This window comes from Dactylosporangium sp. CS-033363, assembly GCF_050942475.1.
Taxonomy (GTDB): Bacteria; Actinomycetota; Actinomycetes; order Mycobacteriales; family Micromonosporaceae; genus Dactylosporangium.
Map to the genome: position 1 here is coordinate 2,060,325 of NZ_CP192032.1, position 15,272 is coordinate 2,075,596.

Sequence of the window (15,272 nt, forward strand, 5' to 3'; positions counted from 1 at the left end):
GGGCGTTCTGCGTTGCGTCAGGCGAGTTCGACGAGTTCCAGGAGGTCGTCGCTCCAGGTGTCCTCGACGCCGTCGGGGAGGAGGATGGCGCGGTCGGGCTTGAGGGCCTGGACGGCGCCCGGGTCGTGGGTGACCAGGACGATGGCGCCGGGGTAGCGGGCGATCGCGTCCAGGACCTGTTCGCGGCTGATCGGGTCGAGGTTGTTCGTCGGCTCGTCGAGGAGCAGGACGTTGGCGCCCGAGCAGACCAGGGTGGCGAGGGCGAGGCGGGTTTTTTCGCCGCCGGACAGTACACCCGCGGGCTTGTCCACGTCGTCGCCGGTGAACAGGAACGCGCCGAGGATCTTGCGCAGTTCTGTGTCGTTCTGGTCGGGGGCGGCCGAGCGCATGATCTCGAGGATCGTGCGGTGGACCTCTAGCTGCTCGTGCTCCTGGGCGTAGTAGCCGCGCTGGAGGCCGTGGCCCTGGTTCACCTCGCCGGTGTCCGGGTCGAGTTCGCCGGCCAGCATGCGCAGGAGGGTGGTCTTGCCCGCGCCGTTGAGGCCCAGGATCGCCACTCGCGAGCCGCGGTCGACCGCCACGTTGACGTCCATGAAGATTTCCAGCGAGCCGTACGACTTGGACAGGCCGCGCGCCGTCAGCGGGGTCTTGCCGCAGGGCTTGGGCTCCGGGAAGCGGACCTTCGCGACGCGGTCGGCCACGCGGACCTCTTCGAGGCCGTCCAGCATGCGCTCGGCGCGGCGGGCCATGTTCTGGGCGGCCACGGTCTTGGTGGCCTTGGCGCGCATCTTGTCGGCCTGGGCCATCAGGGCGCCGGCCTTCTTCTCGGCGTTGGCGCGCTCGCGGCGGCGGCGCTTCTCGTCCGTCTCGCGCTGCTGCTGGTACAGCTTCCAGCCCACGTTGTAGAAGTCGATCGTGGAGCGGTTGGCGTCGAGGTACCAGACCTTGTTGACGATCGCGTCGAGCAGGTCGACGTCGTGGGAGATGACCACGAGGCCGCCCTTGTGGCTGGCCAGGAAGCCGCGCAGCCAGGTGATGCTGTCCGCGTCGAGGTGGTTGGTGGGCTCGTCGAGCAGCAGGATGCCGCCGCCGGTGGCGCTCGCGTCGCGGAACAGGATGCGGGCCAGCTCGATGCGGCGCCGCTGGCCGCCGGACATGGTGCCGATGGTCTGGCTCAGGACCCGGTCCGGCAGGCCGAGGTTGGCACAGATCCGCGCGGCCTCGGCCTCGGCCGCGTAGCCGCCCAGGCCGGCGAACTGGTCTTCCAGCTGGCCGTACCGGCGGATCAGTCGTTCGTCGTCGCCGAGCTTGGCCTCCAGGGCCTTCATCTCGGCGTAGATGGTGTCGAGGCCGCGCGCGGACAGGACGCGGTCGCGGGCGGTGACCTCGAGGTCGCCCGTGCGGGGGTCCTGCGGCAGGTAGCCGACCGGGCCGCGCCGGTCCACCTGGCCGGCGTGCGGGGTGCCCTCACCCGCGAGCACCTTGAGGGTGGTGGTCTTGCCGGCGCCGTTGCGGCCCACGAGGCCGATGCGGTCGCCGGGCTGGACGCGCAGGTTGATGTCGCTGAGCAGGATTCGCGCACCCGCGCGCAGCTCAAGGCCGGTGGCCGTGATCACAGCGAAGACTCACTTTCGAGCAGAAGGGAACAGAACAGACTCCGGGTGTCGTACTGGAGTCACTCCCTCTGCGTGATCACGCCGATAGTCTACCGTGCGATCCCGGTGCCCCCGCCACACGATTACGTCACAAGATCATCGGGTACCTGCCGCCTAGCAGACGCCGGTCGATTCCAACCCCCCGAGGTGTGCCATGGAGTTCAACGACGACGCCGATCTCGATACCAGCCAGGTCAACGACCTGCGCGGGTCGGGCGGAGGTGGTGGAGGTGGCGGCGGCGGCATCGGCGGGATCCCGATCCCGATCGGCGGCGGCCGCGGCGGCATCATCGTGACGGTCATCATCCTGGCCGTCGTCCTCTGCGGCGGCGGTGGCCTGTTCGGCAGCGGCCTGCTCGGTGGCGGCGGCGGGGACAACAAGCCCGACAACTCGAACATCGACAAGTCGTGCGACAAGTCCAACCCGGACCGCTTCAAGAACGCCGACTGCCGCAACGTGCTGTACATCAACTCCGTCCAGGCCTACTGGAAGACGGAGATGCCGGCGGCGTTCGGCAAGCAGTACACCCAGGCCAAGACCAACTTCTTCAGCAACCAGGTCAACACCGGCTGCGGCGCGGCCGACTCCGGCGTCGGGCCGTTCTACTGCCCGGCCGACAGCCAGGTGTACATCGACCTGACCTTCTACAACGAGCTCAACAGCCGCTTCGGCGCGTCGGGCGAGTTCGCGGCGCCGTACGTGCTCGCCCACGAGTACGGCCACCACATCCAGAACCTGCTCGGCACCAACGCCAAGGCCGAACAGGGCGCGCAGCAGGGCGCCAACTCCGCCTCCGTGCGGCTGGAGCTGCAGGCCGACTGCTACGCCGGCACCTGGGCCAACCACGCCACCGAGACGAAGGACCCGCAGGGCGACGCGCTGTTCAAGTCGATCACCCAGCAGGACATCGACGAGGCCATCCAGACGGCCGAGGCGATCGGCGACGACACGATCCAGAAGAAGGCCGGGCAGAAGGTCAACCCCGACGGGTTCACCCACGGCACGTCGGCCCAGCGCAAGAAGTGGTTCACCCAGGGGTACAACACGGGCGACCCCCGGCAGTGCGACACCTTCGCGACCAACAACCTGTGACCACCGCGCTCCTGGAGCGACTGCAGAGCGTTTTCGGCGCGGCCGCCGACCCCGGGCAGGCCGCGCCGATGCGCGCGTACATGCGCGATCGTTTCGCGTTCCTCGGCATCACCAGCGTGCCCCGGCGGGCGCTCACCCGGGACGTGCTGCGGGACGCGCCGCGCCCGACCGAGGCCGAGCTCGCGGCGACCGCGCGGGCGTGCTGGGGGCTGGCGGAGCGGGAGTACCAGTACTTCGCCTGCGACTGCCTGGTCAAGCACGCGCGGCTGCTCACGCCGGCGTCGATGCCGCTGCTGCACGACCTGATCACCACGAAGTCGTGGTGGGACACGGTCGACGCGCTGGCGTCCAATGTGGTCGGTCCGATCGTCCGCGCGTTTCCGGCCGAACGCGCGACGATGGACGCGTGGACGGCGCCCGGGACGGATCTGTGGCTGGTGCGCACGGCGATCCTGCATCAGCTGAAGTACCGCGACCAGACCGACCGCAACCGCCTGTTCGACTACTGCGAGGCGTGGGCGGGCGAGCGGGACTTCTTCATCCGCAAGGGGATCGGGTGGGCCTTGCGCGAGTACGCCAAGACGGACCCGGCCGGGGTGCGCTCCTTTGTGGACACCCACCCCGGCCTGTCGCCGCTCTCGGTGCGTGAGGCGCTCAAAAACCTGGGGTGACCAGCGTGACGGCGAGGACCGCGATGACGGCGCTCGAGCTCAGGGCCGTCCACAGTCGACCGCGGGGGCCCGTGAGCAGGCGGCCGAGCAGCGAACCGCTCGCGGCCAGGAACAGTTGCCAGCTCGCGGACGCCACGAACGCCGCCGCCACCCAGAGCGCCTCCGCGCCGGCGGACAGCCCGTCGTCCGCCTGCCGCCCGAGCACGAGCGATCCGAAGTAGACGATCGTCGCCGGGTTGAGCAGGGTCAGCCCGAGCAGGCTCAGGAACGCCCCCGACGGCCGCGCCATCCGCCCGTCGGCCCTGCGCGCGGTGGCCGCCTCGCCCCGGTGCGCGAGCGCGTCGTGCGCGATTTTCAGAGCCAGCGCCAGCAGTACCGCGAACGCCACCCACCGCAGCCACCCGGCAATCGGCGCGATGACCCCCGCGAGAGCCGCCCCGCCGAGCACCGCGACGACGGCATAGAGCCCGTCCGCCGCGGCGACCCCGAGCGCGGCGGCGGCGCCGACCTTCCAGGAGTGCCGCGAGGCGAGGGTGACGATGAGCGCGCCGATGGCCCCGACCGGGACGGCGACGGCGTACCCGGCGAGCAGGCCGCTCCCGACCACCCCGCCGATCCCGGCGCTCACGACCGCTGCTTGCGGCTCGCTCCCGTCGTGGTGCCGGCCTGCTGTCGCTCCGACCCCTCGCCGGCGGCGACAGGGACGAGCAGCGGCAACTTCCGGGATCGACTCATGCGGGCGATGATGCCGTCCCCCGGCCGCCGCCTGCCAGTGATTTACGCCCGCCCGATTGCTCGGCGATCCGGGGTCTCGCGGGGCCCGGGTCTCGCGGGGCCCGGGGTCTCGCGGGCGGGCCGGTGCTCGCCGCCCGCACGCCTCGGCCGGCGCGGGCTGCACGGCGCGGCGGGCGAGGTTTCGGTGGTCGGCCTGCTCACCCGAGCCGGTATTCGCCGCCGCAGGCTTCGGCCAGGGTGGCGCCGAACAGGGCGGCGGGGGTCCAGGCGCCGGGCGTGCCCTCGCCGGCCAGGAGGCGGCGGACCACCTCGGCGGGGACCGTCGCGGTCCAGGTCTGGGCGTCGCCGACCCGCAGCCAGCCCTCCCGGGACGTGCCGTCGGGCCAGTCGACGACGGCGTGGCCCCAGGAGTGCTCGCGGGGCTTGGGGTGAGGCTTTGTCCGTACCATGGCGAGACGACGGCGGGCGAAAGCACGCAGCGGCCCGATGTTCAGCAGTGCGGTCGCCACCGGGAACAGCGCGCGGGCGGCGGGGGAGGACGGGGCCTCGCTCGACGCGGCGAGCACATCGGCGGCTCCGCTGGCCCGCTGGGCGGCCATCAGCTCGCCGAGCGGCATGCCCGCCGTGGTCACCGCCGAGCCGTCCGGGAGCACGAGGCGCATCGGGTCGCCGCCGAGCGGGGCGGGGGCCAGGCGGCCGTCGCGGTACCGGCGGCCCTGGAAGCGGCCGCCGCCCGGTACGCCCGGGATGCCCTCGACGATCGTGCCGGCCAGCGCGTCGCCGACCAGTCCGGCCTCGCTCGCCAGCGACGGGATCATGTCGACCCGGACGCGGCGCGGGGTGGGGCGGCCCTCGCACAGCTTGACGACGACGCTCTCGGTGGCGGTCACGCCGAAGCCGGCCCCGGTGACGGCGGTGCGACCGGCGGCGGCCAGCTCCGCGTCGCGGCCCAGCAGCGCGCCCACCGCCGCGAGGTCGTTGGCGAGGTCGAGGTAGTGGCTCGAGGGCAGGCAGGCGGCCAGGATCGGCTCGGCGGTCTCGAGGAACGGGCAGATGGTGTTGACGACCACGGCCGGCCGGTCGCGGCGGATCGCGTCCGCGGTCTCGGCCACCGATCCGGCGACGACGATGCGCAGGCCGCCCGCGTTGTTCGCCCCCGAGCCGGCCTTGACGGTGCGCTGCCCGCCGCCTTCTCCCGCGGCCGGGTCGGGCCCGACGGTGCGCAGGTCGCCGGCTAGCGCCTTCAGCCGCTCGGCGTCGCGGCCGACGAGCACCGGGTCGATGCCCCGCTGCCGGAGCGCGGTCGCGATGGCGCGGCCGCTGCGGCCGGTACCGCCGAGAACCCAAACCTCAGTCATGGCACAGCTCCGCCCTGGGAGTGGCGGCCGCCCCGAGTGACGACACGCCGTGTCATGACCATAGCGCCGATGACACGACATGTCATCACCAGTACACTCGGGGCATGGCGCGATGGCGGCCGGACGCGCGGGAGCGTCTGCGGGAGGCGGCGCTCGAGCTGTTCGCCGAGCAGGGCTTCGCCGCGACCACGGTGCCGGCGATCACCGCGCGGGCCGGGCTGACGACGCGCACGTTCTTCCGGCACTTCGCCGACAAGCGCGAGGTGCTGTTCGCGGACGAGGGCGAGATCCCGGCGCTCGCGGCCGAGCTCATGGCGGCCGCGCCCGAGGGGGAGCCGCTCCCGGTCATCGTGGCGGGGCTGCGGCTGCTCGCCGAGCGGCAGTTCGAGGGGCAGAAGGAGGCCATCCGGCGGCGGCGCGCGATCGTGGCCACCGACCCGGGACTGCGCGAGCGTGACCTGCACAAGCGGGCGGCGGTGGCCGCGGCCGCGCGGGACGGGCTGATCGCGCGGGGGCTGGCGCCGCTGCGGGCGGGGCTGCTGGCGGAGACCGCGGTGACGCTGATGTACGGGTCGGTCACCGAGTGGCTCGACCGCGACGACGACACGCGGCTGCGCGACGTGGTCGACGAGGCGCTGGCCACGCTGCGGGCCGATCTGGCCTCACCAGGGCGTGACGAGGACTCCCTCGATGAGCACGGCGACGATCGCGCCCAGGCCGACCAGTAGCAGCGGCGCGGGTGGCGGGTCGCCGGCCGGGCGCTCCGGGGCCACCGCGGCGACCGTGAGCCAGGGGAAGAACGGCAGCCAGGCGTGCTCGACGCCGCCGCGGGCCAGGCCGGCCGCGATCGAGAAGACCACCGCCGCGCCCGCGCCGACCAGGAACGGCCACATCGCGGTGTTGCGGACCTTGCGCGCGGACGCGTAGAGCGGCGGGCCGGCCGCCAGGAGCAGCACCACGACGCTGATGGCGCTCCACCAGAGCACGGAGCGGTACGGCGCCACCCGCGCGGCGTAGTCCGTCTCCGCGGCCACCAGGCCGTCGCTCCAGCCGAAGCCGAGCAGCTGGGCGCCGAGGACGGGCAGCAGGGCGCCCACGCCGCTGAGGACGTTGAGGGAGGCGCGGCGGCGGGCGAAGTACACGCAGACCAGGGAGAGCCCGAGCCACGGGGACGAGTAGGAGAACAGCGCGGCGACCCCGACGAGCAGGCCGGCCAGGACGGCCCAGCCGGTGGCCGCCCACCCGCGCACCCGGCGGCGGCTGGCGCGCAGGCCGGAGACGATCGCGGCCGCGCCCAGGACGGCGACGAGGCCGTCGAGGCTCACCGCGGTCCAGATCGCGTAGGGGGCCAGGACGAGCACCGGGAGGTACCGTCGCGCGGCCTCCTCGCCGACCGAGTCGCGCACCGCGGCGAGCACGAGGGGAATCGCGAGTACCGATACCGCGGTGATCAGGAAACCGAGGACAATGTGGTCGCTGACGCCGATTCGTTGCAGCGCCCACAAAAAAAGTACGGGGCCCGGAGGATGGCCCCGGGAAGCTACCGAGTGGTACCCGGCGTCGGCCGTGAAATGTCTGAGGTATGTCAGTGGTTCGGTTCCCACCTGAGCGACGTCGCCCAGATATTCCTCGGGTGAACCAAGGGCTTTCGTGAGGCCCGACCAGCCATCGACAAGCGCCAAAGCGATAGCCCATGCCAGGCCGGTGACGTACCCGAATAGCTGAATTTCGTGCCATCTCAGCCGGGTGAACCTGGGCGTCGCGGCGGCCCACAGCACGCCGGCCGCGACGAGGGGCGCCAGAACCGAGCCCGGGCCGATCCTGATCTTGTACCTGCCGAGGAAGGGGGCGCTTGCGGTGCCCAGACGCGCGTCCAGCTGGACGGCGAGGGCGGCCAGCGCGAGGCCGCCGAGCGCCAGCAGGAGCCAACACAGCGCATCGCGGCGCTCACGGTGCGCAGCGGTCGGTCGGTCGGCGGGCGGTTCGCTCTTCACGGCGCATCACGGTATCGGGTAGGCGACAATGCTCTGCGTGTCGGTTGGCGCCCCGTCGATATCTAGCGCATGATCGTTCGAGGCGGTCTAATAGGTGGGACCGCACCAACCGCTCTGTCTGGGACGTGAGGGATCAGCATGGCAGCCACCGCCACCACCAGCACCGAGAAGGGTCGCCGGATCATCGGCGCCGAAAGGCAGACGCTGGCGAAGGACCTCGTGAAGCGGTACACCAACGGTGAGAGTATCCGTGCGCTCGCCGCTTCCACCGGCCGTTCCTATGGATTCGTGCACCGGGTGCTGACCGAATCCGGCGTTCAGCTTCGTCAGCGTGGCGGCGCCCGGCGTCGCAAGAAGGCGTGAACGCGCAAATCTCCTCGGCAAGCGCCGCGCCCGGTTCGGGCGAGGCGCGATTCGACCTCGACGGGCCGGTCGCGACGGTGACGTTGTGCCGGCCCCAGGTCCTGAACGCGCAGACCCCAGCACTCTGGGCCGAGCTGCGCGAGTTCGGTCGGACACTGCCGGGTGACGTACGCGTCGTCATCGTCCGCGGCGAGGGACGGGCCTTTTCAGCCGGGCTCGACACCAAGGCCGCGACCGCGATGCTCGGCGAGATCGCCGCCGGCTCGGACTCCGACGCCCGCATCGCCGGCTTCCAGGAGGCGTTCGCCTGGCTGCGCCGGCCCTCGCTGATCTCCATCGCGGCGGTGCAGGGCCATGCCATCGGGGCCGGCTTTCAGATCGCGCTGGCCTGCGACTTCCGGGTCGTGGCGGAGGACGTCTCGTTCAGCATGGCCGAGATCAAGCTCGGCCTCGTGCCCGACCTCGGCGGCACCAAGCGCCTGGTCGAGCTGGTCGGCTACGCCCGGGCGCTCGAGCTGTGCGTCACTGGGCGGCGCGTGTCGGCCCCGGAGGCGTCCCAGATCGGCCTGGCCAATGTGGTGGTACCTCGTGAAGAGCTCGACGAGGCCGCCAGCGACCTCGCCGCCGCCGTCATGGCGGGCGCGCGGGACGCGGTGATCGAGATCAAGGCCCTGATCGGGCAGGCCGCGGCGCACACGTTCGCGCAGCAGGAGGCCGCCGAGCGGGCGGCTCAGCTGCGGCGCATCGCGGATCTGACGGGTCAGGGCGAGTAGCCCCAGGTCTCTTCGTCTGTTTGCGGACCTAGGTCGAAAGTCCTGGTCGCGACCGGGAAGTCGCGGCGGGCTCCGAAAGTTGTCGTACCTGCCGGGCACAATCAGCCCGGCAGGTACTTCTGGTTTCGGGGGTGTGCGGCAATGTCCTCGCCGATGAGCAGCATGACGGGGTGGGAGACCCTGCGCTCGCTGCGCAAGGCCGACGAGCTGGCGGGCCGGAAACTCGGCCGCGACACGACCAGGCGGATCATGCGGTTCGCCCGGCCGTACCGGCGCGACATCGTCGTCTTCCTGCTCACGGTGGTGGTCGGGGCCGGCATCGGGGTCGCGACCCCCTACCTGGCCGGCGACGTCGTCAACAAGATCGGCGCGGGCGGCCCCGGCGCCGGCACCGCGGTGGTGCGGATCGCGCTGCTGATCGGCGCCCTGGCCGTGGTCGACTCGCTCCTGTCGCTCGTCCAGCGGTGGTACTCCGCTCGCATCGGCGAGGGCATCATCCTCACCCTGCGCCGGCTCGTGTACGACCACGTCCAGCGCATGCCGCTGCAGTTCTTCACCCGCACGCAGACCGGCGCCCTGGTCAGCCGCCTGAACAACGACGTGCAGGGCGCCCAGCGGGCCTTCACCTCGACGCTGTCGGGGGTGGTCAGCAACGTCATCCAGCTCGTGCTCACCGCCGCCGTGATGCTCACCCTGTCGTGGCAGATCACCCTGTTGTCCCTGGTCATGCTCCCGCTGTTCATCCTCCCGGCGCGGCGGGTGGGCCGCCGCCTGGCCGCGATCACCCGCGAGGCGTACCAGCTCGACGCGAAGATGAACGCGACCATGACCGAGCGGTTCGGGGTCGCCGGCGCGCTGCTGGTCAAGCTCTTCGGCCGCCCCGACGACGAGGCCGAGCGGTTCGGTGAGCGGGCCGGGCGCGTGCGCGACATCGGGATCCAGACCGCGATGTACAGCCGCGTGTTCTTCGTCAGCATGCTGCTGGTGGCCTCCCTGGCCCAGGCGCTGACCTACGGCCTGGGCGGCTGGCTGGCCGTGCAGGGCCGAATCACGGCCGGCACCGTGGTGACCCTGGCCCTGTTGCTCACGCGGCTCTACGGCCCGCTGACGGCCCTGTCGAACGTGCGCGTGGACGTCATGAGCGCACTCGTGAGTTTCGAGCGCGTCTTTGAGGTGCTAGACCTTTCGCCCTCGATCGCCGAGCGCCCGGACGCCCGCGAGATCCCCCGCGGCGCGGCGACGGTCGAGTTCCGGGACGTGCACTTCCGGTACCCGTCGGCGGCCGAGGTCTCGCTCGCCTCGCTCGAGGACGTGGTCTCCCTCGACCGCACCGTCACCGACGAGGTCCTGCGCGGCGTCACGTTCAGCGTCGCGCCGGGCAAAATGGTGGCGCTGGTCGGCCCGTCCGGCGCCGGCAAGTCCACGACGGCGATGCTGCTGCCCCGCGTGTACGACGCGACGTCGGGCGCGGTGCTGGTGGGCGGCGTCGACGTACGCGAGGCGACCTTGCAGTCCCTGCGCGACACGATCGGCGTCGTGACCCAGGACTCCCACCTGTTCCACGAGACGATCGCCGAGAACCTGCGCTACGCCAAGCCCGACGCCACGGACGACGAGCTGTGGACCGCCCTGCACCGGGCCCAGGTCGGCGAGCTGGTCGAGTCCCTGCCCGACGCCCTGGACACGGTCGTGGGCGAGCGCGGCTACCGCTTCTCGGGCGGCGAGAAGCAGCGCATCGCGATCGCCCGGCTGCTGCTCAAGGCCCCGTCGATCGTCATCCTCGACGAGGCCACGGCCCACCTCGACTCGGAATCGGAGGCCGCGGTCCAGCGCGCGCTGGCCGAGGCCCTGGCGGGGCGCACGGCCCTGGTCATCGCCCACCGCCTCAGCACCATCCGCGACGCCGACGAGATCCTGGTCGTCGACGAGGGCCGCATCGTCGAACGCGGCACGCACGACGCGCTGGTGGGGGCGGGCGGGCTGTATGCGGAGCTGTACCGGACGCAGTTCGCGGTGGTGGACTCGCCGCTGCCGCATTCGACAACAACCGCCTGACGCCGCGCCGCCGGCGGTCGGGTTGGGTGCCGGCATGCGGCAGGCGCGTGCCGAGCTGCGGGCCGTTGCCTGCCGGGCCGCGGGTCGGGGGCCCGAGCTCTGGCCGGGGTGCCGGCAGTCGGGTTGGGTGCCGGCATGCGGCAGGCGCGTGCTGGCCTGCGGGCCGTCGAACTGCGGGCCGTTGCCTGCCGGGCCGCAGGTCGGGGCCCGAGCTCTGACCGGGGCGCCGGCATGCGGCGGGCGCGTGCTGGCTGCGGGCCGTCGAACTGCGGGCCGTTGCCTGCCGGGCCGCAGGTCGGGGCCCGAGCTCTGACCGGGGCGCCGGCATGCGGCGGGCGCCCGGTGCGGGGGTGGTGAACGCGTGCCGGCCGGGGGAGTGGCGAGGCTGGAACCGTTGCCGTGCAAGCGATTGCTCGGCGTTCGGTGCCCGAGGGGGCCGATGCCGGCGGTGGGGCGGTCGCGATGCACGGCGATCCCACCCCGCGACGGGCGTGTGCGCGGCGATGACGGTCCGCGAGCCGGTGTTGGCGGAGACGATGGCCGGTCGCCGGCGCGGGCTGCGCTTCGCGGTGTGCTGGAGTGCGTGAGGCGGTGTGCTGGAGTGCGTGAGTCGGCCAGGTTCGGTCTGGTCGTCCGGGAGAGCTTGCGGTCGGCCAGGTTCGGGTCTGGCCGCCGCTCGCGTGTGCAGCTTGCCGGACGTCGGCGAACGGTGACCTGACGCCCTGGCCCGACTGCTGGATCTCGGCCGCCGCCTGTGGTTGACGCGATCCCGACTGCTGAGTCTCGGCCGCCGCCTTGCGGCTGACGCGATCCCGGCTGTGCCAGCTGCCGGGCACGGTGTCCGGTTGACGTCTGTGCTGCTCGTCGGGCCGGTGATGGTTTTGAGGGGGTGTGGGTGGAGCGGAGCTCCCCCGCCTGCTTTGGCTAGCTCAGCTCAGCTCAGCAGGGGCCAAGCGAGCTGGGGTTTTGTGGCCTGTAGCGCCGGGGTCTGCGGGTAGTCCTGGCTCGGCAGCGTTCGGCGGATGGCCTGCAGCCAGTCCGGGTACGTCGCGGTCGGGGGCAGGGTCTGCAGGGCGTTCAGGGCCACGTAGGTGAAGGCGCCGTTGGGGCGGGTGTCGAAGGTGGCGTCGTAGGCGTACTCGAGGTCGGAGCAGCCGGACAGGAGCAGGGCCGTGGGGCGGCGGTCGGCGGGGCGCCGACGGCTGGGGGCCGTGGGGCGGGCGATCGGCAGGAAGGTGGCCGGCGGCAGGAAGCGCGTGCGGGCCGGGTGGTCGCCGATGGGGCGGTTGAGCCTGGTCAGGGTGCCGGAGTGGCAGGAGTCGGAGATCAGGACGGTACGGACGCCGGGGTTGGCTTTTGAGAACAGTTCGTGCAGCTCGTCGTCCAGCAGGGGGCCGTTCGCCGCGATGTCGTGGGGGCAGATTGCCTCGTCGCGGTGGTCGGGCTCGTCGCCGTCGGTGTCGGGGAGCCAGGTGCCGTGGCCGGAGTAGGTGATGACGAAGATGTCGTCGTGGACGGTGGCGGACAGGAGGTCGCCGATGCCCGCTCGGATGGCCTCGCCCGTGGCCGCCGCGTCCAGCAGGAGGCGGGTGCTGAAGCCGCGGGCGGTCAGCGCGGCCGCCCAGTCCTCCGCGTCGTTGCGGCAGCCGGCCAGGTCGTTCTCGGTGCCGGGGTAGTCGTTGATGCCGATGCACAGTGCGAGTTTCATGTGTTCCCCCGTGGTCAGGTGCGGACCTTACGCATTGGTGGCGTTACGGAGGGTGTGGGCGGTTGGGTACGCGACGCCGCTGGATCCGCGCCCCTTGCCCATACGCACAAATCGGACAGCTACGGCGGAGGCGGAGGTTTGGGCGAGGGGAACGGGCGGCGGCGGGGGCGTTCGAAGTCGTCCCAGGTCATGCGCGAGGGCGTCGCGCTGCGCGCGGGGCGGTCCGTGGGCGGGCTCGGCGGGGGCGGGTCGGCCAGCGCGAACAGCCGGCGGAGCTCCGTGAGCAGGGCCTCGTCGTCTTCCGAGGAGGAGTCCCCGGAGCCTGAGGAGGAGGCGGTCATGGCCGGGCAGCCGCCGGACACGACGGTGGGCCCCACGGTAACCAGATCGACTGCGGCTGCATGGTGGTTCTCCGTCCCCGCTGTGGCGCCGCCGTTCGGTGGTGGCACCGGTTCAGGTGACATGAGGACGGTTGGGTTGTTCCTGATACAAGCCCGGACAGATCGTTCGGATCCTGTCGTTTGGGTTCGTTTGCCGGTGCTCCCTCGGCAGGCGACGAGGCCCTGAGCTTCGGATTCCGTTGTGGGCCGATCCTCGCGGCGGACCCGGTCATTCGGGCTCGTACTGTCCGGAATCCGCTAAGCGAAGCGGCGCAGGCGCGACCAGAGCGAGCGGCGGCGAGGGACCGGCGCGGAGGTGCCGTCGTAGGACAGCTCCGCCTCCCGCGCGTCGAGTTCCTCCCGGGCCAGGGGCGGCAGCGAGTCGCCCATCGCCCGCGCGAAGTCCCAGCCGTCGCGGAGGGAGCCGTTCGGCGGGTGGGACCCGGCCCAGGCCGCGAACGTCGAGGGCCAGCCGGCGCCGTACGACGCCGCGAGGAAGGGCCAGCGCTGGGCCACCTCGCCGGCGCGCTTGCGGCGCAGGGCCGCACGCGTCGCCTGTACCGCCGCGGCATTGAAACCGGCCGGCAGAGGGCCGCCCGCGACCAGGGCGGCGACCAGGGCCTCCTGCTGGGCGGCCAGGTCGGTCACGTGATCGTCGGCCATCCCGCCGCCTCCGCGATCGCGTCGAGTTCGGCGGTCAGGTGCGCGGCCGGTGGGTAGTCGCCGTCGCGCTCCAGCATCAGGGCGGGCGGCGTGGTGCGGGCGCACAGGTCCTTGACCAGGGCGAGGACCTCGGCGGGAATGGCATCTGTGTGCGTGTCGTGGTAGAAACCGCCGTGTTCCATGCCGCCGGCCACATGGACGTATGCGATGCGCTCGAGGGGCAGTTCGTCCAGCAGCGCGGTGGGCGGCTCGTGGCGGTTGCGCGCGTTCGCGTACACGTTGGCGATGTCGAGCAGGAGTTGGCAGCCGGTCCGGTCCAGGATCTCGGTCAGGAACTCGGCCTCGGTGAGCTCGGCGTCCGGCCAGTCGAACAGCGCCGCGATGGGTTCCAGCGCCAGCGGTACCCCGCCCAGCGCCGCCTGCGTCCGCCGGACGTTCGCGACGATCGCGGCGACGGATGCGCGCGTTCGCGGTACCGGCAGAAGATGGCCCGCCTCCATCCCGCCGGCGCGGACGAACGCGATGTGCTCACTCACCAGTGGCGCATTGAGCAGTTGTGCGCACTCGAACAGGTGGGCCGCGCGCTCGTCGGCGATCGGTTCGGCGCCGCCGAGCGACAGCTTCACGCCGTGCGGGATGACGGTGACCCCGCGCCCGACGAGCTCGGCGAGCGCGTCGGGCAGCGGGTCATGCGTGTGCAGGGACTCGGCCACGACCTCGGTGAAGCGCAGGCCGGGCAGGCCGGCCACGTAGCCGGCGATCTCCGGGCGCCAGCCGATGCCGACGCCGTGGCGCGCGTTGCTCATCCCCCGCATCCTCCGCCGCCGCAACCACCGCCGCCACCGCAACTGGAGCCGCCGGAGCAGCTCGAACTGCTGCTGGAGCACGAGGAGGACGAGCCGCCGTCGGAGGACGACGAGGAGCCGGTGAACCCGGTCTGCGTGATGTGCCGCTGCAGCTCCGCGTCGGACGCGAACGCCGGGTCGGCCAGCCAGAACGCGCCGACGCCGAAGAGCCCGACGCTGAGCGCGGCGGCCTGCGGGCCGTACGTGGACCAGGACGGCTTCTGGGTCGGCGACAGGTGCCGCGCGGCCGCGCGCATCATGGTGAGCTTGGTCTTGCCGGACGAGGAGACCCGCGGCACCGCCAGCAGCACGAAGGCGATGACGGCGACCGGGATGATGAGCAGGACCAGGTTGGTGACCGGCCGGTTGTTGCTGACGCCGGCGAAGACCCGGACGATGCCGAGCAGCACGACGCCGAAGACGACCAGCGCGCCCATGCGTACGGTGCGGCGGGTCTGCTCGTCGAGAATCCAGCCGGCCTGGGCCAGCTCCGCCTCGTTGCGGTCGAGGATGGCGCGCACGGTCGCGTGGGTGAGCACGCCCGTCGTGGTGATGCCGTTGTGGGCGAGCGAGTAGATCGCCCGGTCGAGCTCGGACGCGCCGGTCGGCGGGAGGGCGGTCTGGCGGATGTATCCGCGCTTGTCGGTCTCGATGCTGCCCGCGGCGCGCAGGGCGGCGAGGGAGCTGTAGACGGCGAGGCGGCGATCGGCGTTGATCAGCGCGGCCTGGGTCGAGGTGAGGTCGCGGGCGTTGCGCAGCGACGGGCCCCTGGTGATCGAGCGCCGCCAGATGAGCACGCCGATGATCGCAACGGCGGCGAGGCCGATGTACAGCCACAGGAACTGCGGGCCCGGGATCCCCCAGGTGTCACCCGGCCCCGCCACGATCGATGTCGTCATGGCCCCAGTGTGGGTGCCGGTGTCGAGTGGGGCACGTCACCGGTTGGTCACTTGAGCAAACCTTGCGGCGGATACCGGAG

Annotated in this window: 15 protein-coding genes; 6 read left to right on the plus strand and 9 right to left on the minus strand. The window is 72.2% G+C overall.

The features are described from left to right. Window positions 1–17: 17 nt before the first annotated feature. Window positions 18–1,616, minus strand: coding sequence for an ABC-F family ATP-binding cassette domain-containing protein (locus ACQPZ4_RS09495; protein ID WP_433057985.1), 1,599 nt, complete (start codon window positions 1,614–1,616; stop codon window positions 18–20). A 193-nt stretch (window positions 1,617–1,809) separates the two neighbouring features. On the opposite strand from ACQPZ4_RS09495, the gene ypfJ reads away from it, so the two are divergent. Together ypfJ and ACQPZ4_RS09505 are read left to right on the plus strand one after the other, a co-directional pair. After that, the gene (gene ypfJ, locus ACQPZ4_RS09500; protein ID WP_433057987.1) at window positions 1,810–2,748 is read left to right on the plus strand and encodes a KPN_02809 family neutral zinc metallopeptidase; all 939 of its coding nucleotides are present in this window, start codon (window positions 1,810–1,812) and stop codon (window positions 2,746–2,748) included. Beyond that, on the plus strand, window positions 2,745–3,419 hold the full coding sequence (locus ACQPZ4_RS09505) for a DNA alkylation repair protein (protein WP_433057988.1): 675 nt from the start codon (window positions 2,745–2,747) through the stop codon (window positions 3,417–3,419). The genes ypfJ and ACQPZ4_RS09505 overlap by 4 nt, the downstream gene beginning before the upstream one ends. Here the strand turns inward: ACQPZ4_RS09505 and ACQPZ4_RS09510 are convergent. Both ACQPZ4_RS09510 and ACQPZ4_RS09515 read right to left on the minus strand, forming a co-directional pair. Continuing rightward, window positions 3,403–4,047, minus strand: a complete 645-nt coding sequence (locus ACQPZ4_RS09510; RefSeq protein WP_433057990.1) for a LysE family transporter — start codon at window positions 4,045–4,047, stop codon at window positions 3,403–3,405. The genes ACQPZ4_RS09505 and ACQPZ4_RS09510 overlap by 17 nt on opposite strands. Window positions 4,048–4,351: 304 nt before the next feature. Further along, on the minus strand, window positions 4,352–5,512 hold the full coding sequence (locus ACQPZ4_RS09515) for a hypothetical protein (protein WP_433057992.1): 1,161 nt from the start codon (window positions 5,510–5,512) through the stop codon (window positions 4,352–4,354). Between the two features lie 104 nt (window positions 5,513–5,616). Between ACQPZ4_RS09515 and ACQPZ4_RS09520 the strand changes: the two genes are divergently transcribed. Further along, window positions 5,617–6,240, plus strand: a complete 624-nt coding sequence (locus ACQPZ4_RS09520; RefSeq protein WP_433057994.1) for a helix-turn-helix domain-containing protein — start codon at window positions 5,617–5,619, stop codon at window positions 6,238–6,240. Here the strand turns inward: ACQPZ4_RS09520 and ACQPZ4_RS09525 are convergent. After that, window positions 6,175–6,930, minus strand: a complete 756-nt coding sequence (locus ACQPZ4_RS09525) for a hypothetical protein (RefSeq protein ID WP_433057996.1) — start codon at window positions 6,928–6,930, stop codon at window positions 6,175–6,177. The two genes, ACQPZ4_RS09520 and ACQPZ4_RS09525, sit on opposite strands and share 66 nt — an antisense overlap. A gap of 714 nt (window positions 6,931–7,644) precedes the next feature. Between ACQPZ4_RS09525 and ACQPZ4_RS09530 the strand changes: the two genes are divergently transcribed. From ACQPZ4_RS09530 to ACQPZ4_RS09540, 3 genes are all read left to right on the plus strand, one after another. After that, complete coding sequence (locus ACQPZ4_RS09530; RefSeq protein ID WP_223102223.1) at window positions 7,645–7,869, plus strand: helix-turn-helix domain-containing protein; 225 nt, start codon at window positions 7,645–7,647, stop codon at window positions 7,867–7,869. Beyond that, entirely contained in the window at window positions 7,866–8,642 is a 777-nt protein-coding gene (locus tag ACQPZ4_RS09535) for an enoyl-CoA hydratase/isomerase family protein (RefSeq protein WP_433057998.1), read from the plus strand. The genes ACQPZ4_RS09530 and ACQPZ4_RS09535 overlap by 4 nt, the downstream gene beginning before the upstream one ends. A 141-nt stretch (window positions 8,643–8,783) precedes the next feature. After that, entirely contained in the window at window positions 8,784–10,697 is a 1,914-nt protein-coding gene (locus tag ACQPZ4_RS09540; RefSeq protein WP_433057999.1) for an ABC transporter ATP-binding protein, read from the plus strand. A gap of 934 nt (window positions 10,698–11,631) precedes the next feature. On the opposite strand, the gene ACQPZ4_RS09545 is transcribed toward ACQPZ4_RS09540, so the two are convergent. The 5 genes from ACQPZ4_RS09545 to ACQPZ4_RS09565 all read right to left on the minus strand — a co-directional run bounded on the left by ACQPZ4_RS09545 (window position 11,632) and on the right by ACQPZ4_RS09565 (window position 15,192). Continuing rightward, window positions 11,632–12,405 carry a caspase family protein gene (locus ACQPZ4_RS09545; RefSeq protein ID WP_433058001.1) on the minus strand — a complete coding sequence of 258 codons (774 nt, stop codon included), beginning with the start codon at window positions 12,403–12,405 and terminating at the stop codon, window positions 11,632–11,634. Between the two features lie 119 nt (window positions 12,406–12,524). After that, on the minus strand, window positions 12,525–12,782 hold the full coding sequence (locus tag ACQPZ4_RS09550; protein WP_433058003.1) for a hypothetical protein: 258 nt from the start codon (window positions 12,780–12,782) through the stop codon (window positions 12,525–12,527). 261 nt (window positions 12,783–13,043) lie between these two features. After that, on the minus strand, window positions 13,044–13,448 hold the full coding sequence (locus tag ACQPZ4_RS09555; RefSeq protein ID WP_433058005.1) for a hypothetical protein: 405 nt from the start codon (window positions 13,446–13,448) through the stop codon (window positions 13,044–13,046). Then, window positions 13,430–14,254, minus strand: coding sequence for a DUF692 domain-containing protein (locus ACQPZ4_RS09560; RefSeq protein WP_433058007.1), 825 nt, complete (start codon window positions 14,252–14,254; stop codon window positions 13,430–13,432). The genes ACQPZ4_RS09555 and ACQPZ4_RS09560 overlap by 19 nt, the downstream gene beginning before the upstream one ends. After that, window positions 14,251–15,192 (minus strand): TIGR04222 domain-containing membrane protein, encoded by a 942-nt coding sequence (locus ACQPZ4_RS09565; protein ID WP_433058009.1) that lies wholly within the window; start codon window positions 15,190–15,192, stop codon window positions 14,251–14,253. The genes ACQPZ4_RS09560 and ACQPZ4_RS09565 overlap by 4 nt, the downstream gene beginning before the upstream one ends. Window positions 15,193–15,272 lie beyond the last annotated feature (80 nt).